24 protein-coding genes, 2 pseudogenes and 1 riboswitch are annotated in these 20447 nt (G+C 58.2%); of the genes and pseudogenes, 7 read left to right on the forward strand and 19 right to left on the reverse strand.

What is annotated here, in order from left to right:
- Positions 1 to 101: 101 nt before the first annotated feature.
- From IGW03_RS32260 to IGW03_RS32275, 5 genes and pseudogenes are all read right to left on the reverse strand, one after another.
- Positions 102 to 938 carry a DEAD/DEAH box helicase gene (locus IGW03_RS32260; protein ID WP_267253649.1) on the reverse strand — a complete coding sequence of 279 codons (837 nt, stop codon included), beginning with the start codon at positions 936 to 938 and terminating at the stop codon, positions 102 to 104.
- Positions 939 to 968: 30 nt separating this feature from the next.
- Positions 969 to 1223 (reverse strand): annotated as a pseudogene (locus tag IGW03_RS38745) (SNF2-related protein); the annotation flags it as partial.
- A gap of 951 nt (positions 1224 to 2174) precedes the next feature.
- Positions 2175 to 2675 carry an HAD domain-containing protein gene (locus IGW03_RS32265; RefSeq protein ID WP_194726557.1) on the reverse strand — a complete coding sequence of 167 codons (501 nt, stop codon included), beginning with the start codon at positions 2673 to 2675 and terminating at the stop codon, positions 2175 to 2177.
- A gap of 15 nt (positions 2676 to 2690) precedes the next feature.
- A complete protein-coding gene (locus tag IGW03_RS32270; RefSeq protein ID WP_194726558.1) occupies positions 2691 to 3074 on the reverse strand; it encodes a hypothetical protein in 384 nt (127 codons plus the stop codon).
- Complete coding sequence (locus IGW03_RS32275) at positions 3074 to 3556, reverse strand: hypothetical protein (protein WP_194726559.1); 483 nt, start codon at positions 3554 to 3556, stop codon at positions 3074 to 3076. The genes IGW03_RS32270 and IGW03_RS32275 overlap by 1 nt, the downstream gene beginning before the upstream one ends.
- A gap of 304 nt (positions 3557 to 3860) precedes the next feature.
- Between IGW03_RS32275 and IGW03_RS32280 the strand changes: the two genes are divergently transcribed.
- The 3 genes and pseudogenes from IGW03_RS32280 to IGW03_RS32290 all read left to right on the forward strand — a co-directional run.
- The gene (locus tag IGW03_RS32280; RefSeq protein WP_194726560.1) at positions 3861 to 4103 is read left to right on the forward strand and encodes a helix-turn-helix domain-containing protein; all 243 of its coding nucleotides are present in this window, start codon (positions 3861 to 3863) and stop codon (positions 4101 to 4103) included.
- Positions 4104 to 4680: 577 nt separating this feature from the next.
- Positions 4681 to 5772 carry a PA0069 family radical SAM protein gene (locus IGW03_RS32285; RefSeq protein WP_194726585.1) on the forward strand — a complete coding sequence of 364 codons (1092 nt, stop codon included), beginning with the start codon at positions 4681 to 4683 and terminating at the stop codon, positions 5770 to 5772.
- Between the two features lie 66 nt (positions 5773 to 5838).
- Positions 5839 to 6720: pseudogene (locus tag IGW03_RS32290) on the forward strand (PA0069 family radical SAM protein); the annotation flags it as partial.
- A gap of 22 nt (positions 6721 to 6742) precedes the next feature.
- Here IGW03_RS32290 and IGW03_RS32295 read toward each other — a convergent pair.
- The 5 genes from IGW03_RS32295 to IGW03_RS32315 form a co-directional block, all read right to left on the reverse strand.
- A complete protein-coding gene (locus IGW03_RS32295) occupies positions 6743 to 6943 on the reverse strand; it encodes a hypothetical protein (protein WP_194726561.1) in 201 nt (66 codons plus the stop codon).
- 61 nt (positions 6944 to 7004) lie between these two features.
- A complete protein-coding gene (locus IGW03_RS32300; protein WP_194726562.1) occupies positions 7005 to 7559 on the reverse strand; it encodes an MOSC domain-containing protein in 555 nt (184 codons plus the stop codon).
- A gap of 12 nt (positions 7560 to 7571) precedes the next feature.
- A complete protein-coding gene (locus IGW03_RS32305; RefSeq protein ID WP_194726586.1) occupies positions 7572 to 8804 on the reverse strand; it encodes a multidrug effflux MFS transporter in 1233 nt (410 codons plus the stop codon).
- A 154-nt stretch (positions 8805 to 8958) separates the two neighbouring features.
- The gene (locus tag IGW03_RS32310; protein WP_194726563.1) at positions 8959 to 9405 is read right to left on the reverse strand and encodes a thioesterase family protein; all 447 of its coding nucleotides are present in this window, start codon (positions 9403 to 9405) and stop codon (positions 8959 to 8961) included.
- 122 nt (positions 9406 to 9527) lie between these two features.
- Positions 9528 to 11570: an AsmA family protein gene (locus IGW03_RS32315; RefSeq protein WP_194726564.1), complete on the reverse strand. Its 2043-nt coding sequence runs from the start codon at positions 11568 to 11570 to the stop codon at positions 9528 to 9530.
- Between the two features lie 295 nt (positions 11571 to 11865).
- Here IGW03_RS32315 and IGW03_RS32320 point away from each other — a divergent pair, with 295 nt between their 5' ends.
- Positions 11866 to 12141: a hypothetical protein gene (locus IGW03_RS32320; protein ID WP_194726565.1), complete on the forward strand. Its 276-nt coding sequence runs from the start codon at positions 11866 to 11868 to the stop codon at positions 12139 to 12141.
- A 12-nt stretch (positions 12142 to 12153) separates the two neighbouring features.
- Here IGW03_RS32320 and IGW03_RS32325 read toward each other — a convergent pair whose 3' ends face one another.
- From IGW03_RS32325 to IGW03_RS32335, 3 genes are all read right to left on the reverse strand, one after another.
- Complete coding sequence (locus IGW03_RS32325; RefSeq protein WP_194726566.1) at positions 12154 to 13404, reverse strand: polysaccharide pyruvyl transferase family protein; 1251 nt, start codon at positions 13402 to 13404, stop codon at positions 12154 to 12156.
- A complete protein-coding gene (locus IGW03_RS32330; protein WP_194726567.1) occupies positions 13401 to 13670 on the reverse strand; it encodes a hypothetical protein in 270 nt (89 codons plus the stop codon). Before IGW03_RS32330 ends, IGW03_RS32325 begins: the two co-directional genes overlap by 4 nt.
- Positions 13671 to 13825: 155 nt before the next feature.
- On the reverse strand, positions 13826 to 14305 hold the full coding sequence (locus IGW03_RS32335) for an Lrp/AsnC family transcriptional regulator (RefSeq protein ID WP_194726568.1): 480 nt from the start codon (positions 14303 to 14305) through the stop codon (positions 13826 to 13828).
- 128 nt (positions 14306 to 14433) lie between these two features.
- On the opposite strand from IGW03_RS32335, the gene IGW03_RS32340 reads away from it, so the two are divergent.
- The gene (locus tag IGW03_RS32340; RefSeq protein WP_194726569.1) at positions 14434 to 15048 is read left to right on the forward strand and encodes a LysE family translocator; all 615 of its coding nucleotides are present in this window, start codon (positions 14434 to 14436) and stop codon (positions 15046 to 15048) included.
- Between the two features lie 3 nt (positions 15049 to 15051).
- On the opposite strand, the gene IGW03_RS32345 is transcribed toward IGW03_RS32340, so the two are convergent.
- Positions 15052 to 15582: a M15 family metallopeptidase gene (locus IGW03_RS32345; protein WP_194726570.1), complete on the reverse strand. Its 531-nt coding sequence runs from the start codon at positions 15580 to 15582 to the stop codon at positions 15052 to 15054.
- Between the two features lie 153 nt (positions 15583 to 15735).
- On the opposite strand from IGW03_RS32345, the gene IGW03_RS32350 reads away from it, so the two are divergent.
- Positions 15736 to 15909 carry an oxidoreductase-like domain-containing protein gene (locus IGW03_RS32350; protein WP_194726571.1) on the forward strand — a complete coding sequence of 58 codons (174 nt, stop codon included), beginning with the start codon at positions 15736 to 15738 and terminating at the stop codon, positions 15907 to 15909.
- A 46-nt stretch (positions 15910 to 15955) separates the two neighbouring features.
- Here IGW03_RS32350 and dmeF read toward each other — a convergent pair whose 3' ends face one another.
- Both dmeF and IGW03_RS32360 read right to left on the reverse strand, forming a co-directional pair.
- Positions 15956 to 16996, reverse strand: a complete 1041-nt coding sequence (dmeF, locus tag IGW03_RS32355) for a CDF family Co(II)/Ni(II) efflux transporter DmeF (protein WP_194726572.1) — start codon at positions 16994 to 16996, stop codon at positions 15956 to 15958.
- 45 nt (positions 16997 to 17041) lie between these two features.
- Positions 17042 to 17617, reverse strand: coding sequence for a TMEM165/GDT1 family protein (locus IGW03_RS32360; RefSeq protein ID WP_194726573.1), 576 nt, complete (start codon positions 17615 to 17617; stop codon positions 17042 to 17044).
- An 8-nt stretch (positions 17618 to 17625) separates the two neighbouring features.
- Positions 17626 to 17809: riboswitch (yybP-ykoY riboswitch) on the reverse strand.
- Between the two features lies 1 nt (position 17810).
- On the opposite strand from IGW03_RS32360, the gene IGW03_RS32365 reads away from it, so the two are divergent.
- On the forward strand, positions 17811 to 18146 hold the full coding sequence (locus IGW03_RS32365; protein WP_194726574.1) for a hypothetical protein: 336 nt from the start codon (positions 17811 to 17813) through the stop codon (positions 18144 to 18146).
- Between the two features lie 138 nt (positions 18147 to 18284).
- On the opposite strand, the gene IGW03_RS32370 is transcribed toward IGW03_RS32365, so the two are convergent.
- The 3 genes from IGW03_RS32370 to IGW03_RS32380 all read right to left on the reverse strand — a co-directional run bounded on the left by IGW03_RS32370 (position 18285) and on the right by IGW03_RS32380 (position 20337).
- Positions 18285 to 18680 (reverse strand): OsmC family protein, encoded by a 396-nt coding sequence (locus tag IGW03_RS32370; RefSeq protein ID WP_194726575.1) that lies wholly within the window; start codon positions 18678 to 18680, stop codon positions 18285 to 18287.
- Positions 18681 to 18789: 109 nt separating this feature from the next.
- Positions 18790 to 19389, reverse strand: a complete 600-nt coding sequence (gene wrbA / locus IGW03_RS32375) for an NAD(P)H:quinone oxidoreductase (RefSeq protein WP_194726576.1) — start codon at positions 19387 to 19389, stop codon at positions 18790 to 18792.
- Between the two features lie 162 nt (positions 19390 to 19551).
- Positions 19552 to 20337 (reverse strand): dioxygenase family protein, encoded by a 786-nt coding sequence (locus IGW03_RS32380; RefSeq protein ID WP_194726577.1) that lies wholly within the window; start codon positions 20335 to 20337, stop codon positions 19552 to 19554.
- Positions 20338 to 20447 lie beyond the last annotated feature (110 nt).

The following is a 20447-nucleotide window of genomic DNA, read 5'->3' on the forward strand; positions in this document are numbered from 1 at the left end:
TCCTCGAACGCTTACCGACACTGCCGGCTAGCCGTGTCACCGAACTGCTGCCGCATCGCTGGACGCCCGCCTAAACTTCTGCTCGTAGATTCGGTATCCCGTCAATGTGGGATGGCTGGGCGCTTACGTTCATTCCCACCTACTAGTTCGCTTAATGTAGCGTCTTTCCCAGACCCATTTAGCAAGGCCGCCAGACTGCCATCGTCAAGTGTCGCGCCTGCAAGTCCAGCTTTTCGCTTAAGTAGTTGGTCAAGGCGTACTTCAAATGTGCTGAAATCATCTGCTACCACAGTCGGACAGTAGACAAACACGTCCTTGTCTTGACCGATGCGGAATGCTCGGTCCGTTGCTTGGGATTCTTTTGCTGGATTCCAAGCACGAGTGAAGTGAAAAACATGATTTGCTGCTGTGACGTTCAATCCCGCACCTGCTGCGAGCGTCGAGAGAATGATGATGTCAAAACCATCTTTCGCGGAAAACTTGTCGATATAGGCTTGGCGGCCTTGAGAGTCACCATTGATAATGAACGGTTTCAGGCCAAAAGTTTCTTTCAAGAAGTAATACAGAGCCGCTTGCGCTTCCCTAAGTTCGGTGAAGACGATAGCTTTCTCACCTGCCTGACGAACCTCTTCAAGACGCGTAAGAAGCCAACGAAGCTTTGGCGAATTTGACAAGTGTACATCTCGACCACCTCGGTCCATTAGGAACTTGGTACCAGGTAGGCAGTAAGGCTCCGCACATACTGCTTTCATAAGGTGCAAAGCCCCAAACGAAAGTTGTGCCCGCTTTCTGCCATTAGATTCATTGGCTGCATCCTGAAGCTTTTTCAGCCCTCCCTTGTACAAGAGACGCTGATGCTCTGTAAGGGAAATCTCGAGGCGTTCTTCCTCTGATAGCGCTGGTTTGAACTGAAGCTCTTTGTCGCTAACCCGTCTCATCGCGAAATACTTCTTAGGAAGCTCCGACGCGATATCTGCTTTGGTTCTTCGCAAAGTCTGAGGGGCAATCGCCGCCTGTAGTCGAGAGAGAGCTTGCTTTTGCTCATCGGTCTCACATTCGATTGGCCGCCTGTAGGACCTGCCAAACTCCTCTAGCGCCCCAAGCAAACCGGGTTGAACGAAGTCGAAAAGACACCACAAGTCTACTAAGGAGTTCTCTACAGGTGTACCGGTGCATGCAATTCGGAAATCGGCCTTTAGCTTTTTGGCAGCAAGCGTGACCATTGTGCCTGGCAGGAATTACGTTCGCGGCCGGCACTGGCTTTCCATCAGCCTCTGCATACACCTTCAAGAGTGCTGAAACGTAGACTTGCTCATCGCTCGTAAGTGTCTCTGGAACTCCTGGATTCGGACCACGGTGGCCCAAAACTCCGAATTGCGCCCAATGTTTGTCAGAACGGCTATGAATTTCCAACAAATCGGCCGCAGTCATTTTTCTGATAATTTCAAATGGAAATTGCTTAAGAAAATTTTCGAACTCAGAGGTCAACCCTCTGTTGACAGTCCCGAAATTTCCGCCTTTCTCTTGCCATTCCTTGATTATCCAAGCACGCAGCGAATCCGGATTCTGAATTAAATCGAGCAGTTTTGGTCCAACTCTCAGTGCGCATATCAAGTATTTTCTCGGCCGAGTGTAAGCGCCCTCGTGCACACTGTGAAGAAATTTTGCGAGCTCCGGTGCAAAAGCACTTGGGGAAAGCGTGCCTTCGTAATGCTTAGCCTGATAAAGGTCCCATGTACTCTCGAGTGGTAGAGTCTGAGTGTACCCGCAAACATCACGGCCTTTGTCTCCAGCGCCCCCCATCGGCACCACCTGCATGTACTCACCTTCTTTCATTAGTTGCCGGGCGCACTCCTCAATAAAGTCTTCCCATCCAGCATCGCTCATCAGAAGAAGGCGCTGCTCTGGAGTCGGGTCCGTCGGACCAGGGTGGTACATTTTCTCGCTCATATTTGCGCTTCGAATTGCCTACAACCCAAAGTAGTTTCTGTCTCGAAACTTATTATCGCAAAATTGTGCACTTTTTACAGCATCAATGCCGTTTCATCGACGGGGGTTTCCATCTAGTGGCCTGACAAAACGCCTTAAGAACAAGACAAATTTATACGAGAAAATCGAATGTATTTTGGATGGAGCCCCATTAGTCTCTAACAATAGGGCTGAGGATGTGTTCTTTACATCTCGTCGAGCCTTTTCCTAACTGAATGCTGAACATCAAAATTACTTATGCCTACAGCGCCGTCAGTGCGTATGAGTTTGTCTCGGCACCAGGCAGGCCAGCCTAGTTCTTCATCATCAATTGCGAACCATGACTTCGGCTCGCGGCGAGAAACGTCTTCCGCTACCTGCTGACCTCGGGAGAGGAGCGAGAACTCGTCTTTTCGGATGAGACGGTGGTTAAATGTGGCACCGATGACTCTTTTCTGGAGCGATGAACTCAACCGCGACTTTGCAAAGTCAAAGCTACGACCTAGTACCCATGATGTTGACAGAACAATGGCTACGTCCGGATGCGAGGCTAGCAGTGCTTCGAGAATAGGCATCCACTCGAAAAGCATGCGCCCGGGCGCGGCAATATAGGTGCCGCGATACGGGTGTGTCAGAACGTTCTCGTGATGGAGGACACCGTCGAAGTCTAGGTAAAGGACTTTGTCGGCAGTAAGAAGCTTATCCATATGTTGGTGTTGCGCTCAGATGTCGAGAGCAGGCCAACCGACTAGCTGTGCAGTCCGGTGGGAAATCCATCGCATTTCTTCGTCTGAACCCCAACCTGTTCTCAAGGACCGTTCGTAGTATTGACTAAGGATTTCGGCGCGCGAGAGGTGCGCATATTTGCCTTTCTCGGTCTCGCGACATCTGTCGGCAAGATGCTTAGCGAGGTCTTCGCAGATGTCCCAGCGTGCCCAAACCTCCGGCGGTGTGCAGCCTGGCGAGTAGAACTTGCCGTTGTACTGGACCAGAGCAAGCTTGGGGTGGGCACCCGCTAGTGAGCTCAATATGCCAGGGCGAGGAAAATCTGCGGGCACTTGGTCGTAGAGCTCATCCATATCGGCGTTCGAGGTTGCTGAATTCATTAGGGATTTACCTTAGGTTGCGGCTCGAATAGCCTGACTATTGCGTTCATAGGACCAGACAGGTCGCCGTCAGCCATGGTTGCAAATCCCTTGTACCTAAGGATGTTCCGAAGGTAGTCCGGACGCATATGCTTTAGGCGCTCGATGTCAAAGAAGTTTTCGACCCCAGTTTTGTATGTGCAATAGCCTAAGCGCCGTGACTTGATTTCTTGTTGAACTAGGTAATCAAGTTCTGAAAAGGCGACGAATACCATTTCGTACGAATAGCCTGTCAATTGCTTGAAACAGGGCGATGGATGGATATCACGTACTTTCCAATACCACTGTGCGACAAACTCCTGGAGTTTGTAGTTATCAGGCTCGGACATCGGCTTGCCTTCTCTATGTCGTGTTAAAGCATCCTCCAGAAATGCGAGTAGCTCGTCAGGCATATTCATTGGGTCAACTTCGATGGTCGGTGATGTTTCTAACAGTCTGAGCATGTTCGTTCGCGGTTCCTGAAATCCGAAATTGCTTCCAGAGGCTGGCCACAGCCATCAAGGTTCATCAAAAGCATAAATATGCGGGTGTGATACGTTTGCTATACAGGTGTTCTGCATTCAAAAAAAAACTTTCGCTGCCCCGCTGCTGGAATGCGGAATGGGGTGCACCTAGAAATTTTCTCAATCAATCAAGGAGATAGCCAATGGTAAAGGATGTGCAATGAGATGTAAACACAGTATATGAAAAAGCAGTAGATGCTTGCTCCGTCGACATATAAACGGGATTCGATAATTCTTGCGGACTATGACCGCGCCTGACCATGAAATCCCGCTCCGCCAAATACTGGCTGAAAATGTGCGTCTTCTACGCACAGGGATAGGCGTCTCGCAAGAAGACCTTGCAGTCCAGGCAGGATTTCATAGAACCTACGTAAGCCAAATCGAGCGAGAAAAGGTCAATCTCACCCTCGACAACCTAGCCAAGTTGGCGGAAGCACTGAAAGTGACGCCGGCGAAGCTTCTCTCTCCGCCCAAAACCAAAAAATAGGGCCGTCTGCCTTTTTAGGCGAGCACCTGAAGGTTGGCATTTCGGTTAGCGGCGCCGTGAGGAAGAAAATTGTCCCTGCGCCGGGACTCGTCAGTGTTATCAAAAAGACGTGTAAAAGTTCTTGGCAAAACTGGCGAGTCTGTACTCGCGCGAGGTTCTGTAGAAAAGAGCCCATACCCATGTCGGCGACGGCTGCAGGTTGTCGCCCATCTCTTTTACCGAAATAAACACATCTCCTATACCTAGCTTCTAGCGGCAAAAGAAACGAACGCATCACGCTTCAGACGCCTTTGACGGGAATAGTTGATGACAAATTATCTAGACATTTATGAGCTCGCAGTGCTGCTTGGGAAGCAGCCGGAAACCATACGACGGAATATGAAAAGCAAGCCGTGGACGCTGCCGCCCCGGATGCATATTCCTGGGACGAAAATGCTGAGGTGGCGGAAAAGTGAGGTAGAGGTCTGGCTTGAAGAGCAAACTTCGCGGAACCTATGAAAATAGACAGGTTCCCTTAAGCGCATACTTCGACTTGCATTTATACTGTGTTTTTATACAGTTCAAGCCTTTGTTTATTATGGGAAATGCGAAGGATTTTTTAGGCGCGGTTAAGGGGCGTGGTGCTTGCTCGAACAAGCATAGTCGGTTCGAGGCTTGGAGCAGAGAGTCGGAAATTGAAGACGTAGTCGATTCAGGCGATGAGAAGGAGGACGCTCCGAAGATTGACACGGTAGTTTTTATGAAACGTGCGGCAAGCATCATATCAAGCAATAAGTCGCCTGATATCCCCTTTGATACTTCAATCAACCCCTATCAGGGATGTGAGCACGGTTGTATTTATTGCTACGCTCGCCCTACTCACGCATACCTTGGTCATTCCCCTGGGCTTGATTTCGAAACGAAGCTGTATGCAAAGGAAAACGCAGCAGAATTGCTTGAGCGAGAACTCTCCAACAAACGATATACCCCAAGGGTTATTGTTTTAGGAGGCAACACAGACCCGTACCAGCCGATTGAACGCGACCTGAAGATTACGCGGTCTATTCTCGAGGTCTTGGAGCGGTATAACCACCCCGTTTCCATAACGACGAAGTCGGGTCTTGTTGTAAGGGATGTCGATGTCCTCCAACGAATGGCCCAGAAGCAGTTGGCTCAGGTGTACGTTTCAGTGACCAGTTTGAATAACGATGTCTCGCGAACTCTAGAGCCACGCGCAAGTGCGCCATCGCGACGACTTTCTGCCATCCGTCGCCTCGCTGACGCCGGTATTCCGGTAGGGGTACTTGTCGCGCCTGTAATTCCAGCCATAACAGATGTGGAAATGGAAGCAATCTTGGAAAGTGTGACTGCTGCCGGAGCGACCTCCGCCGCTTATATTTTGCTGCGACTTCCTCTCGAGGTTGCAGGCTTATTCTCTGAATGGCTTGAAGCGCACTACCCTTTGCGGGCAAAACATGTTCAATCTTTGCTGTCCCAGATGAGGGACGGCAAGATTTACGACTCCACTTTCGGGTCAAGAATGAGCGGAACAGGAGTGTTTGCTGAGCTACTTTCCCAGCGTTTCAAGCTTGCGTGCAAGAAGAATGGATTGAACGCAAGGCAGTACTCTCTTCGGACTGACCTCTTTGCCATCCCCAAGTCCGATACGGCCCAAATGGACCTTTTCTAGTTACCAAGTCTAGTCACGGAACCTTGCATAAAGTCGTCTGAACAAAATTCATGACGTATAAGCATCGGCTGCATTTACTGCTTCGCCCGGCCCACGCACAGTTACCTCGGCCTGTCGCCGGGACTCGACTTCGAAACGCAGGTGTTCGCCAAGGTGAACGCGCCCGAATTGCTGCGGCGCGAATTGGCGGCGCCATCGTATTTGCCCGAACCGATTGCAATCGGCGTCAACACCGATGCCTATCAGCCTTGCGAGAGGGAATTGAAACTGACGCGGCGGATTCTGGAAGTGCTGCAGGAATGCAGTCATCCGCTGGCCCTGATCACCAAATCGTCGCTGGTGGAACGCGACATCGACCTGCTGGCACCGATGGCGGCAAAGCGTCAGGCGGTGGTGGCAATGACGATCACGACACTGGATACGGACATTGCCCGCACCCTGGAGCCGCGCGCGGCGGCGCCGGCAAGGCGGCTGCGCACGATACGCACGCTGACCGACGCGGGCATTCCGGTCGGTGTCAGCATTGCGCCGGTGATACCTTTCATTACGGAGCCGGACCTGGAACGCATACTCGTTGCAGCCGCCGAGGCCGGTGCCGCTAGCGCCAGCTATATCGTGCTGCGCCTGCCTTGGGAAGTGAATCCCCTGTTCCAGCAATGGCTGCAGGCGCATTTTCCGGACCGGGCGCAGCGCGTGCTCAATCGCATCCGGGACATGCGCGGAGGGAAGGAATATGACGCCGACTTCGGCAAGCGCATGCGCGGTGAGGGCGTGTGGGCGGACCTGATCCGCCAGCGCTTCGACAAGCTGCTTGCACGCTTGGGCCTGGACAAGCGCGCCGACGGCTTTGGCAGGCTGGACGCGTCCGCCTTCCGTCGTCCGCTGAGCGTGCCGCCGGCCGGGCGTGTTTGCGGAAAAACTGCCGGCGGCCAGCTTGATCTGTTCTAGCTTGTGCCTGTACTCTTGCCGGTTACTGCACGGCCCGGGGTTCGCCCTCCAGGATCAACTCATACATGCCGGTGTCGTCCGGGCCGAAGTAAGCCTTTGCCACATAGAAAGTCTGGCTGTTGACCGGAAAGGGTTCGGCGATCGGCGGCATGTGCGTCAGTTCATAGACGCCGAAGTCGGTGCGGCTGCCGTTGGGCTCTTCGTGGAAGACTTGGACTCTCATTGCGATAACTCGCTTCAGCATCAATGTGCTGTAGAGTCGTCGCGTCGCAGACAGTTTCCCGCTATTCGGAAAAATCGGCGGCGTGCGACTTCGCGGCATCCGAAGGCATGGACAGGCAGCGCACCGCATCGCCGGCGCGGATCATGCCGCCAGCCAGTACCCGGGCTGTCATGCCGCCATGGCCGCGCATGGCGTTGTAGCCGCCAGGGCCGAGCAGTTCTTCCATGCGGGAACAGGGATCGCAGGAACCGGTCAGCGCGAGCTGCACTTCGTCGCCGATGCGAAGCACAAGCGGCCGGTCGCGGAACAGGCTGCGCGCCGCGCTCAGATTCAGACCAGCGATGACCAGGTTACGGCGCAACAATGCGGGATCGACATCCTGCCTGCCTGCGAGTGCCGCAATGACCGGCAGATGCTCGGCCTGGAGCAGCGTGATCTGCCGCTTGCCGCCCTGCGACCGGGCCGCGATATGGTCATCCTGCAGGCCGCGCCCGGCGATGGCAACCGCCTGCTCCAGCCGGCGCGTTTCCCCGCGCCGTACCGGCCGCACGTAAATCGCAGCCACCCGGCCGGGGTGCGGAAAACGGCTCGCCAGTTCGCGCAGATCGACGGTCATTGTGCTTATTTCTTATTCCACCGGCACGGTTTCCCACGCGTTGACGTTGTCCTTGTGTGCGAGATGATAGGAGCGCCCGCCCATCCACAGGCACAAGGCAATCACCGTGAACGCCAGTTGCCCCGCGGCCAGCCACAGCACCGAATGCGAAAGGAAAGGCGCGATCACGCCCGACACCACGGCCGCCAGCATGGTTTGCGTGAACGACTGGCAGGAGGCGACCAGGCCGCGGATATCCGGAAACAGGTCGAGCACCAGCAGCGTCACGCCGGGAGCGACCACCGACATGCCGAAGGCATAGAAGAACAGGGGCATCACCGACCAGGGCAATGCCGGCGGCAGGAATGCATGGTAGGCCAGGTTGAATATCCCGGCGCCGATCAGGAAGGCAAAGCCGATCAGCACCTGCCGGCCGACCGCAATGCTGCCGGCGAGGCGGTTGACCGTGAGCGCGCCGAGGAAAATGCCGCCCACCGTAGGCACGAACTGCCAGGCGAACTGATCCGGACCGAGGCCGAGGTGCTGCGTCAGGAAAACCGGCGCCGCTGCGACATACAGGAACAGGCCGGCAAAGTTGAATGCCACCGTGCCGGCCTTCAGGTGAAACAGCGGCGAGCCGAACACGCGCTTGTAATTCACGACCAGCACGCGCGGGCTGAAGGGCTGGCGCAGATGGACCGGCAGGCTTTCCGGCAAGCGCTTGTAGCAGGCCCAGATCAGCAGCGCGGTATAGAGAAAGAGAAACAGGAAGATCGAGCGCCAGTCGAGAATCTTGACGATCCAGCCGCCCAGGATAGGCGCCAGCGCCGGCGCCACGGAAAAGATCATGGTGACCAGCGACAGCAGGCGCGCCGCATCCGGACCGGAATACAGATCGCGGATGATGGCCCTGCCGATCACGACGCCTGCGCCCGCCGACACGCCCTGCAGCACGCGGAATGCCCACAGGTATTCAATGCTGTGCACCGCCGCGCAGCCCAGAGAGGCAACGCAGAACACCGCCAGCGAACCGATGATGATGTTGCGCCGCCCGAAGGCATCCGAGAGCGCGCCGTGCCACAGGATCATCACCGCAAAGGAAAACATGTAGGCCGTCAGCGTCTGCTGCACCTGTATCGGCGTGGTATGCAGGCTCGCTTCAATGGCCGGAAATGCGGGAAGGTAAGTGTCGACCGAAAACGGGCCGAGCATCGCCAGCGCCGCCAGCAGGAATGCCAGCCCGCCCCGTGTCGAGGGCTGCTTCATCGATGCTGGCCGGTTGCAGTCGGCGGCGGTCGTGAGTCCTTGATCTGCTGTTGTCATGGTGGGATGCGAAAAAGGAAGAGTGCCGGCCATGGCGGCCTTGTCAAGGGTGGACTCCGAGCGGCCGTGCTTGGTTCTGCCGTTTGACAAAAGCGCCCTACGAGTCGGCCCAGTTGACGCGCTCGAATTTGCGGTGAAATGCCTCGGGCATCGCTACCACCCTGCCGCGCTTGTAATCGAAGAAAACGAAGCCCGACTTGGCCATCGCCACCAGAGCATTGTCGCGCGGACGGGTGATGCGGAAGGTGATGTCGCCGCCGTACTTGTTGAAATCCATGACGCCCACCTCGAACAGCAGCTGGTCACGCGCATGGGCTTCCGTCTTGTAGGTCGTGGCGAGGTCGGTGACGATGATGCCGACGCCGTCGTCCTGGGTTTCCTCGATGCCGAAGTCGAACAGGAAGCGGGCGCGCGCTTCGGAAATCATCGAGATCATCGAGTCGTTGCCGAGGTGATTGGCGCCGTTGATGTCGGTGACGCGGACAGTGAGATGGGTCGAGTAGTAATACTGGTCTTCGGGAAATTCGAGTTTGAGGCGGGCCATGGTGAATCGGTCAGGAAAGGGTGCGCCGCATATTGCGCGGAGACAGCATTGTAACCGCTCGCTTGATGCAGCGCAGCAATGCACCGTTCATGGCACCGCTTCCCTCAAGACCGCTCCGGCGCTCAACGTCCGGAGCTGGCCTGGCCTTCTTCCACTTTCTGCTGCGCGGTCGTCGGTGCCTTCTTGCCCGGCGGAGGCGCGGTCGGCTTCTTGCTGGCGTCGGCGAGGAGCTGGCCGCAGGGCACTTCCTCGCCCGGGCCGGGATTGATCAGCGCCAGCAGGGCCGCCAGCGGCGCCGCCAGCGTGCCCAGCGCTGTCGCTGCACCGGCCTTCAGCGCCAGCACGCCCTTGTTGAGGCCCACGTCCGGCTCCTTGAAAGTCCCCTTCACATACAGTGGTGTACGCAGCGAAATGATGCGGATGCCCTTGCTTTCCGGGTTGATCGTCAGCTTCATTTCCTCGGTCGCGAAATTGACGAATCCATCGGCAAGGATGGTGGCATCCTGGGTATCGACCACGAAGGTGCGCGTATCCATCAATCCATCCTTGATGGCAAAGTCGGCAGCCATGCAGTTGAGCTGCACCTGGCGGTCGCCGAATACCTTGGCGATCACGGCGCTGCCGACGTTCAGGCCCATGGCCTCGAGGATGAACTTGCTGATGCTGCCTTGGGTAATGACGGATTTGACTTCGCCGTTGGAAGTGGCAAGCAGCTTCGCGATCGAGTTGCCAGTTCCCGTCAGCTTCGCATTGCCGTTGATTTCACCCAGACTGGCGCGCATCGATTCGACCGCGGGAAACATCTGCTTGAGCTTGAGTCCTCGCGCGGCGACCTGCATGCGTGCCTTGGCCGGATCATTGCGGCCGTCGATATGCAGTTCGGTGGTCAGCTTGCCGCCAGCCACGCCGAAATTGAGCGGAGCCAGGCCGAGCACGCCGTCCTTCATCTCGATCTTGGTATAAAGATTGTCAATCGGCAGGCTCTTGTCCTTGATGATTTTCTTGCCGGTGAACGTGACCTGCACATCCATCTTGCGCCAGCGCTCGGTCTTGAAGGGCGACACCGGCAACACCTTGTCCGGCGGCTGCTTGACCTCGGAGGCATTTTCCTTGTCGTCTTCGCCGGCGCCGACGAGCGCGCCTAGGTCGCTGATGTTGAGGTAGTTGGAGACCACTTCGCCGCTCAGCAGGGGCCGAGGCTGCTGCTGCTTGTATTCGAGCGTTCCGCCGATGTCGCTGTCGCCAACCTTGCCCTTAAACTTTTCGTAGCGGAACAGCATGGCGCCCGGCGTGAACTTGCCGATCACCCGCCCTTCGGTGGAGAACTTCGGCGTATTCGGCAGAAGCACGCCGCTCAGCGGGAACAGGTCAGCCATGCTGGCGCCGAAGATCTTCATGTTGATATCGAGTTCGCTCAGCGTCGACGGATCAGTCAGCGTGCCGTCTGCGGTGATCGTGGTTTCACCGACCTTCACGACCGCTTCCACCGGGTAGCGCACATTCTTTTCACGCAGGGACAGCAGGGAGCCGGCCTTGCCGCTTCCGGTCAGCTTTTCTCCGTTGAACTTGCCCGCAGCCTTCCACACCATGCTGCCGTCCTGGTCGGTGTCGATCTGCGTGTTCACGTCAGCCTTCTTGCCGGGGTCGACATAGCGCACCTCGGTTCCTGTCAGGTCGAGCCCGTCGACAGCAAACTGCCATTGGGACGGCTTGTTCTTTTCTTCCTCGGTCTTGGCGAAGGTCCAGTTGTTGCGCTCTCCGTCGTCATGTTCCAGTGCCACCTTCGCGTCCTTGATGGTGGCGTCATGCAGGCTGACGGTTTTCTTCAGCAAAGCCAGTGGATTGAGCTGGAAGTCGACTTCGCCGACGGTCGCCATGTTCTTGCCGGTGGTGGCCCAATCGGGGTTGGAAAAGCTGATGTCCTTGGCATTCACATGCGGCCAGGGGATGAAGCGCTGCCAGCCTTCCACCGCCTCCGGTCTTTCCCAGCTCAATGATAGATCGCCGTTGATCGCAAAGTCGCGTCCGGTTGCCGCGCTGACGCGCTCGTTGATCCATGGCTTGAAGCGATTCATGTCCATGTTGGCGATCAATACCAGCGCGAGCACCAGCAGTGCGATGATCGCGGCGATGCTTCCGGCAAGAATTTTCAGTGCTCGTCCCATGCCGGTATGATCAATTGATCAATAGTTAGTTCGTCGGCTTGACAGTTTACGGCACGCTGCTTGCATCGCTGTGCATTGAGGAAAATCATGCAGTCTTTATTGATGCCGATGCACTCGAGCAGTGCCGCCGCGCTCCATCCGATCGCAAAAGAATGATCAATGGAAATCGCATGCACCGATGTGCTGCAAAGGTACGGTTAAAGGATGGTGCAACCTGACTGATTCGGTCTGCGGCCGATACGGGCAATGGGTCCGTCGAGACTGCCGGTCAGATATCTGGACGAAAGGGAAAAGCATGTCGGAAATCATTCGCAGCCGCAGCATTGCCGAACACTTGTGCACGCTGGCAAGCCTGCTTGAAGCCGAGGCCTTGAAAGCGGGCGTGCTCGGCGTACCGGTCGAGAAAAACCTGCGCAGCGAGGCACGCAAGGTCCGCGCCATGGCTGAACAGCTATGGGAAGTTGACAGCGCCATCGATGTATCTGCCGCACCGGACACGGCAGTTGCCCGAACTGGCGCAGCCGGCACCTACGGCAGGCGCGGCGGACAGGTGAAGCTGGTCAGCGGTTAGCGGTTGATCCTGTCACCAGCCGCGGCCGCTCGGCCGTAGCTGCAGTGCGGCATCAAGCACTCCCACATGCGCACGGTACCGCGCAGCCAGTTCCGCAGCAGCCGCTTTTCCTTGTTCACGGTTAGTGCGCGCCATGCGCATCTCGTGCAGCATGGTCTCGCACAGCGTCGACGGCGCCGCCAATGGGCGTTCCGCTTTCTCCTCCCATGTCCGCACGTAGGCGGCATGCTTGGCATGACCGCTGCCCGTATCGCTGCGGCACAGGGTAACGCGCGGCAATGCATAGGCTGCCGCCACGATGCGGCCATGCAGGCTGCTTCCGGCATAGGCAGCGCAGTTGGCGAGCAGCGCGCAGATATCCCATAGATGCAGCGACGTCATGATGCGCACCGTCTTGCTTCGCATGCGCGCCGCCAGCCGCCGATACGCGTCGATATCGTCATGCCAGGGCGCGGCGCCGGCGCGAAACATCACGATGCCGCAGCCGCTTGCGGCCGAAAATCTGTCCAGCTCCGTCGCAAGCGCTGCCAGCGTTTCCCCGTCGCGGAAGTCGATGCTGAACTGCAGCGCCAGATAACCGGCGGGGAAAGCGTGCCGGCACTGCAGCACTTCGCCGCGTGCCGCATGCGTCCGCAAGCAGCCGTCGAACAGTTCGGCGACCATGACCGCGGGATCGGGCACCAGCTCCGCGCTCAATCCGAAGGAATGCAAATGCTCCAGGGTACGGCGGTCGCGCACCGATATGCTGTCGGCGTCGGCCAGCTTTTCCCGTACTTCCAGCCGCATCGCGGCGCCGAGCGCATCCAGTTCGGCACCGCCGACTGCATTGTGGACGATCGCATCGGCGCGGGGAAACAGCGTCCTTCCGACGACATAGGGAGCGAAGGACTGAAAGCCCAGCCTTTCCTGTGTCCACGCGATTCTTGCCGGTGCATCGCTGTCGAGACGCGAGACAAAGGCTTCCGCTTCGTCCGATTGGAGAGTCATGACAGCGGCTTCCCAGGCGCCGCAGGTCAATAGCTCGCCGCCCGCATGAATAATGCGTACCGGCCGGTCACGGTAGCGCTCGGCCAGGTCGGCGATCGCATGCACTTCATGCCCGCCGACTTGCCGGAGATCGCGTGCGACGAGCCCGGCATGGACGAAATCCCTTCGCCCTGCCAGGGCTTCAAGAACATGCGGGAAAAGGAGGTCGCCGAAGTTGTGCCGGTCGAATGCGCCGAAAACAATGGTCGGAGTATCGGACGGAGTGCCGGCGGTCATCCCAGCCAGCTGGCAACGATCAGGCCAGCGCCGACATAAATCGCCAGGCGGATGCCAGGTATGCCGCCGCCATGGACGCGCGTCAGATTGAGCATCGCAAGGCTTCCCCAGAGGAGCACTTCACCGCCGCCGCGCACGATATCCATCGCATGCACGCCGTTCATCAGAAGGTACAGCCCCTGCCCTGCAAGAAAGCCGCAGGCGGCGGCCAGCAGGAAACGCACTTCCTTGCGTTCGAGCAGCTCATTGAGGGATTGGTGCGCCATGGCCGGAATCGATGATGGATCGCGTTCGGAAAACGCCGAACATGGGTACAACATAGTCCCGCATACCGGAGAGCTTCATGAGCCAGCACAAGCCCTCGTCCCGTTGACTTTGCTCTGGCGCGCAATTGCATCCTCGTCAGGCGCCTTGCTTGAACTCAGGAAACCGGAAGCGCCGAGGTCGACTTGATTTCCCGCATCGACAGGCTGGAACGTATCGACGTGACACCCGGCAGCTTGCGCAGCACATGCGTGACGAATTCGCCGTAGGCCTCCAGATCGCGGGTGACGACCTGCAGGTAATAATCCGCCTCGCCGCTGACGTTGTGGCAGGACACGATTTCCGGGATCGACTGGATTGCGCGTTCGAACTGCGCCGGCTGCTCGCCGGTGTGATTGGCGAAATTGATCTGCACGAATGCAATGAGGCCGTAGCCGAGCTTGCGGCGATCAAGGTTGGCCTGATAGCCGGTGATATAGCCCTCGTCTTCCAGCCGGCGCAGGCGCCGCCAGACCGGCGTTTCGCTCAGGTGCAGCTGTTCGGCCAGCCTGGCATTGCTCAGCCGGCCTTCCTTCTGCAGCAGTTCGAGGATACGGAGATCTGTCTTGTCCAATGCCTGAAGAGGTTCCTTCGCCATGATCCGGTGATTTTGTAGTGGATTCTTGCTCAGAATAGCAGCAAGGCGAGGAGAAATGGCAAGAAAATTACTCCGTGGCACGACGATAATTTCGTCATTCCCGTATTCCATTCACCGAAAGCCTCGCCATGGACATTGCCATCCTGCCGCTCTACCTTTCCGCGCTTGCCGCGGTCTACCTCCTTCCGGGTCCTGACATGGCACTGGTCATCGCCACCGGCGCCGCGCGCGGCAAACGCCTGGCGCTGGTCACCAGCCTGGGCATCGCCTTGTCGCGCGCACTGCATGTGCTGATGTCTGGCGCCGGTCTTGCCGCATTGATGGCGGCCCACCCGCTGCTGCTGGACATCGTGCGCTGGGTAGGTGCCGCTTATCTGCTTTACCTTGCAGCACAGGTACTGCGCTCGGACATGCGGCTCGATGCGGCCGGGTCCGGTCGCAGTGAAAGCTCGCCGCTATCCTGCTTCCTGCGCGGCTTCCTGACCAACCTGATGAATCCGAAGGCCTTGCTGTTCTGCGGCCTGTTCCTGCCGCAATTCGTCTCGACGGCGCACGGACCGGTGCTCATGCAGTTCCTCTGGCTAGGTGCGATCCTGGTTGTCACCGGCCTCGCGTTCGACTGCGTCTATGCGGTGGCGGCTGCGCGCGTAGGCAGAAAAATGCAGGGCAAGACTTCACCCTTGAAGAAATGGCTGCTGCCCTCGGTATTGGTGCTGATGGCAGGAAGGTTGCTGGCGAGCTGAGATTTACTTGGAAAACAGCCAGTGCCAGGGTTCGTAGATGAAGCCCTTGCCGTTGCCGCGCGGATAAGACAGTACGAAGCCGAAGCGGCCTGCATGCGTGTTCAGCCAGGCGAAAGCGGGAGTGTCTTCAAACGGCTCTTCCCGTTCCTCGCAGCCGGGCGTATTGATATCAATCGCGCGCCCGGTGTGATGCTCGCTGTAGCCCGGCGGTGCGCTCAAGGTGAAAATCAGCTCCAGCGGCATTCCCCGCGCAATCTTGGCTCGCACGATCTCGGCTTGACTGGCGAGGTCGCGGAATGCCGATACGATGTAGAGGTCGATGCCGTCCTGCCGCGCTGCCTTCTGCATCGTCTGCCATGCACGCGCGGCGGCGGGAATCAGCAGGTGCCGGAAGCCGTCGCTCCCGGTTTCGGCCAATGCCAGTTCGCCGGCTTCCGGATGAAAAGGCAAGCCGGTCCGTGCAGCCTGTTCGGGTGAAATGCCGAGGGCGGCGAGGATGTCGGTTGTCTTGCTGTCAAGCTGAGGGATCTGCATGTGCCGGAAACGTCAATTGATCGAAGCATCGTTCAGAGTCATGCCAGCTGCAAACAGTTCCGACAGACATCATTACCGCTTTTGCCGCGAAGACTGAACAAGAGCAAGGAGTCAGAGTAAACTGTGCGTGTCCTCAGTTCAATTTGAAATGCGATGTCCAGCCAGCCAGACGATCCGCGCCCTGTTCCTCCCGTCGAGCCTGCGCTCGAAGATTGCTGCGGCAACGGGTGCGATCCTTGCATTTTCGACCTCCACTATGCGGCGATGGACCGCTACCGCAGCGAACTCGCCGCCTGGGAGGCGCGCCATGCGCAGAAAGCCGATTGATGGCAACCATGGCAATGCAGTGATGCCTCTCCCTGCATTGCCATTCTCATGCGTAGCGGATTTCAATCGTGGTATGCGCCACTTCCTCATGGACGCCGATGCGTTTCCGCACCTCGTCCGGCGTCAGCGATGGATTATCGGTAACAAGGCTTAGCGCGCAGGAGTAATGCTCGCGGCCGACCCGCCAGACATGCAGGTCGGTGATGCGGGTATGCTCTCCCTCGCGATCCACCTCCACCGCTTCGCGGATTTCCTGAACCACCGGATGGTCCATCTCGCGGTCGAGCAGGACCTTGCCTGTGTCATGGATCAGGTTCTTTGCCCAGAGCGCAACCAGCACCGCCCCGACCAGACCCATTGCCGGGTCCAGCCATGCCCAGCCGTACAGCCAGCCGCCGGCCAGCGCAATGATGGCCAATACCGACGTCGCGGCATCGGTAATGACATGCACATACGCTGCCTTCAGGTTCAGGTCGGCATGCCGACCCTCGTGTTCGCTGTGTTCGCTGTGCGCGCCGTGTTCGTGCGCGTGGCCATGATGATCGCCGTGGCCATGATGGTGATGATCATGGCCGTGATGATGATGGGCTCCTCCCAGAATCAACGCACACACGATATTGACGGCCAGCCCGAGCACACCGACCAGCATTGCCTCACGATAATGGATGTCCTGCGGCGACAGCAGCCGCTCAACGGAACCGACCGCCATCAGGACCGCAATACCGATGAGCAGCACCGCGCTGGTGAAGCCGGCGAGTACCTCGATCTTCCAGGTGCCGAAAGCGAACCTCGGATCATGCGCATATCGCCGCGCGGCCGCATAGGCGAAGGTGCTCAGCCCGATCGCCAGCGCATGCGAACTCATGTGCCAGCCGTCGGCCAGCAATGCCATGGAATTGAACCACCATCCGGCGCCGATTTCCGCCAGCATGGTAATCGCCGTGATCCACATGACAATGCGCGTGCCGCGCTCGGCGGCGGGATTGCCGCTGCCATAGACATGGTCATGCGTGTGGCCGCTCGCCTGCACCTGCAGATGCGTTGACTGCGCCGAATGGTTTGAATGGTCTGAATGGGAATGCTGCATGCCGCGCCCTTCTCGATGATTGTGCTTGACTCGTACCGGCGGATATCAGAATCCCAGGCTCTTGCCTGCGCCCATCAGCGTTGCGACGCCGAGCACTGCAAAGATGGCCGCGGCGATCCCATGCACCAGACGCACCGGCATGCGGTTGGCGATGCGGTCGCCCAGCAGCACGGCGGGCACATTGGCCAGCATCATGCCGAGCGTCGTGCCGGCAACCACGGAGACCAGGGAATTGTATTGCGCGGCCAGAGCCACCGTCGCTACCTGCGTCTTGTCGCCCATCTCGGCAAGGAAAAATGCGATCAGAGTGGCGACGAAAACGCCGGATTTCGCCAGCTGCGCATCTTCTTCTTCGAACTTGTCGGGAATCAGCGTCCATCCCGCCATGGCCAGGAAGGAAACGCCGAGCACCCAGCGCAGCGTCTGGGGCGACAGCAGCGACGTAATCCATGCGCCTAGCGCGCCGGCAAAGCCGTGATTGACGAGCGTGGCCGCAAGAATGCCGAGAATGATGGGAACGGGCTTGCGGAATTTTGCAGCAAGGATGAATGCGAGGAGCTGGGTCTTGTCGCCGATTTCTGCGAGTGCGACGATGCCGGTGGAAATGAGGAAGGCTTCCATGTTGTTATAGTTCCCTGGCCGGACATGAGATCCATTGACCACACGCCCGTCCGGCCAAAGGAAGGCATATGGTCAAAGGTCTTGCCAAGCATTGGAACCGCTTGCGCCATGGTCTGTGGACCAAGTGTGTTGACGCAAGCCCCTTCAGCATGTTTCAGCGATGAAAGGAGGCTACTCCCCAGTGACGGGCCGCATGATACTCGACAATATTGACTTTGTCCATGCATTCCATTGCCTGCACCGTGCTTGCCGCGGACACAAGGCAGGCAATACCAGTCCGATAGTGTTGCCGCCTACCGATTCAATTGAGGAATTCAAATGGCTATTCGGCTCTTCCGCAACTAGTATGAATTTTTCCGGATATCGCCAGCCTAAGCTTGGGATATCAAATAGTTATTTGGAGGTCTTTATGCAAGGCAAATTTGATGAGGCCGGGAAACGCCATTCACTGCGCCATATGAAGCTTGCGGTAGGCCTGCTGATCAACGTGGGCGGCATGCTGGCGGTTGCGCAGAATCTGCTGGCCTGACCCGTCATCCGGCACAATCGCTTGAGGCCAAAAAGGCAGCGGCGCCATTTGCGGCGCCGCTGCCTTTTTACTTATGCACGAATATGGAGTTCAAGCCGCGCTCTTCGTGCTGCGGCCTTCGATTGCCATGTGCAGCGTTCAGGTTCCTTGCGGCAGCGTTTCGGTAACGATGCGCATCTGCCCTTCCAGCGTCTTGTGCACAGGACACTTGTTTGCAATGTCGGTGAGCCTCTGCTGCTCGTCCTCGCTGAGGTTGCCGATGTAACGAATGCGCCGGGTGAACAGATAGGCATTGTCCTGCTGGCCATGCTCGATCCGCACATCGATGTCCTGCAGGTCCATGTTCTTGCGCTTCGCATACATGCTCACCGTGATCGCGGTGCATGCGGCCAGCGAGGCTGCGAGCAGATCATGCGGTTCCGGACCAGTCTCTTCGCCGCCGTACATCCGCGGCGCATCCGTGAGGATGGCGTGCTTCCCGATTTCGATCACATGCTGCAGCGGCCCTTGCCCGCGGTGTACCTTGATTTCCATGCTCTCCTCCCTTGAATGTGCGCTGGCGCGGCCTGCCGGCCGCTTCGCCAGCGCATTATTTCATGAGCTTGCGGTTGAGGGTGCGGCCCGCTGAAACAATTTCGCCTGATCAGGCGAACAGCTTGTTCGCCGTCTTGGCGATCAGTTCGCCCTGGTGGCGAGCACCTTCGAGTTCGATTTCCGAAGGCTGGCGCTGGCCCTGGCCGCCTGCGATAGTGGTAGCGCCGTAGGGGCTGCCGCCGACGATTTCATCGAGCGTCATCTGGCCCTGGTGGCTGTATGGCAGGCCGACCACCGTCATGCCGAAATGCAGCAGGTTGGTGATGATGGAAAACAGCGTGGTCTCTTGGCCGCCGTGCTGGGTCGCGGTGGATGTGAATGCACCTCCGACCTTGCCGTTCAATGCGCCGCTCGCCCACAGGCCGCCCGCCTGGTCGAGGAAGCTTGCCATCTGCGAAGGCATGCGCCCGAAACGGGTCGGTGCGCCGATGACGATGGCATCGTAGTTGGCCAGTTCGGCGACGGTGGCGACCGGGGCGGACTGATCGAGCTTGAAATGCGCGTTCTTGGCAATGTCCTGCGGCACGGTTTCCGGCACACGCTTGATGTCCACGCTGGCGCCGGTTCTGCGCGCGCCTTCGGCAACGGCGTTGGCCAGCGTTTCGATGTGGCCGTAGGTCGAGTAATACAGGACAAGCACTTTAGACATGGTAGATCTCCGTAACGAGTGGGTTGAGTTGTTGTTCAAAATCTTTCTGCATCACAGCCCGCATTTCCTGCGGTCCTTGCATCTTCTGCGGTCCAGCAGATAGAGGTTGCAAGACTGGCAAAGTTCTGCCGACGCAGCTGGCGCGGCGGCGGGCGAAACAATTCATGCGAATGCATACACATCCATGGCAAGCACGCCGTACTCGTAACTGGAATGAAGGCGCTCGCCCTTTACCTTGCCGCCGCCCGCTCCCATGGCGGCGAACAGCGGCAGCAGGTGCTCGTCAGTGGGGTGGTTGCGTTCCGCATGCGGGGCCTGGCGCCGGTAATCGAGCAGTGCCTCGCGCCGGCCATGCTGCAGTTGGTCGTGCATCCAGTCCGCGAATTCGCTGGCCCATGGCTGCACCGGCGCGTCCATGCCTTGTCCGCGGAACTCGTACAGGTTGTGCGTCAGCGAACCCGAACCGATCACGAGCACGCCTTCGTCGCGCAGTCCGGACAGGGCGAGACCAAGCCGCTCATGCTCGGCCGGCGTGCCGCCGCGCAGCACCGATACCTGCAGCACCGGAATATCCGCATCCGGATACATCAGGCGCAGCGGCACCCAGGCGCCGTGGTCCAGGCCTCGGGTCGGGCTGCGCTTGACAGCCAGACCCGCCTCTTCCAAGAGGGCAGCAATACGGCCGGCGAGTTCGGGCGAGCCGGAGGCCGGATATTGCATCTCGAACAGGGCGGGAGGGAAGCCGCCGAAATCATGGATGGTTTCAGGCCGTTCGGCAAAACTGACCGCCGGGCCGCCGAGCGATTCCCAATGGGCCGAAAACACGACGATCGCCTTGGGCCGCGGCAGGGACTTCCCGAGCCCGAGCAGAAAACCACGCGCCGGGCTGTCCTGGATGGCAAGCATGGGCGAACCATGCGAGATGAACAGTGCAGGTAGAGTGGTCATGGCAGTTCTCCAATGAGGTTACGGCTTTGCCGAACCATCAATCCTCGGCAAGTCAATCAATACATGCACTATATTCAATGCCGATGAGTAGATAAAGAGCCGTCCGCTTG

This window comes from Noviherbaspirillum malthae (assembly GCF_015352985.1).
GTDB classification, from domain to species: domain Bacteria; phylum Pseudomonadota; class Gammaproteobacteria; order Burkholderiales; family Burkholderiaceae_D; genus Noviherbaspirillum; species Noviherbaspirillum malthae.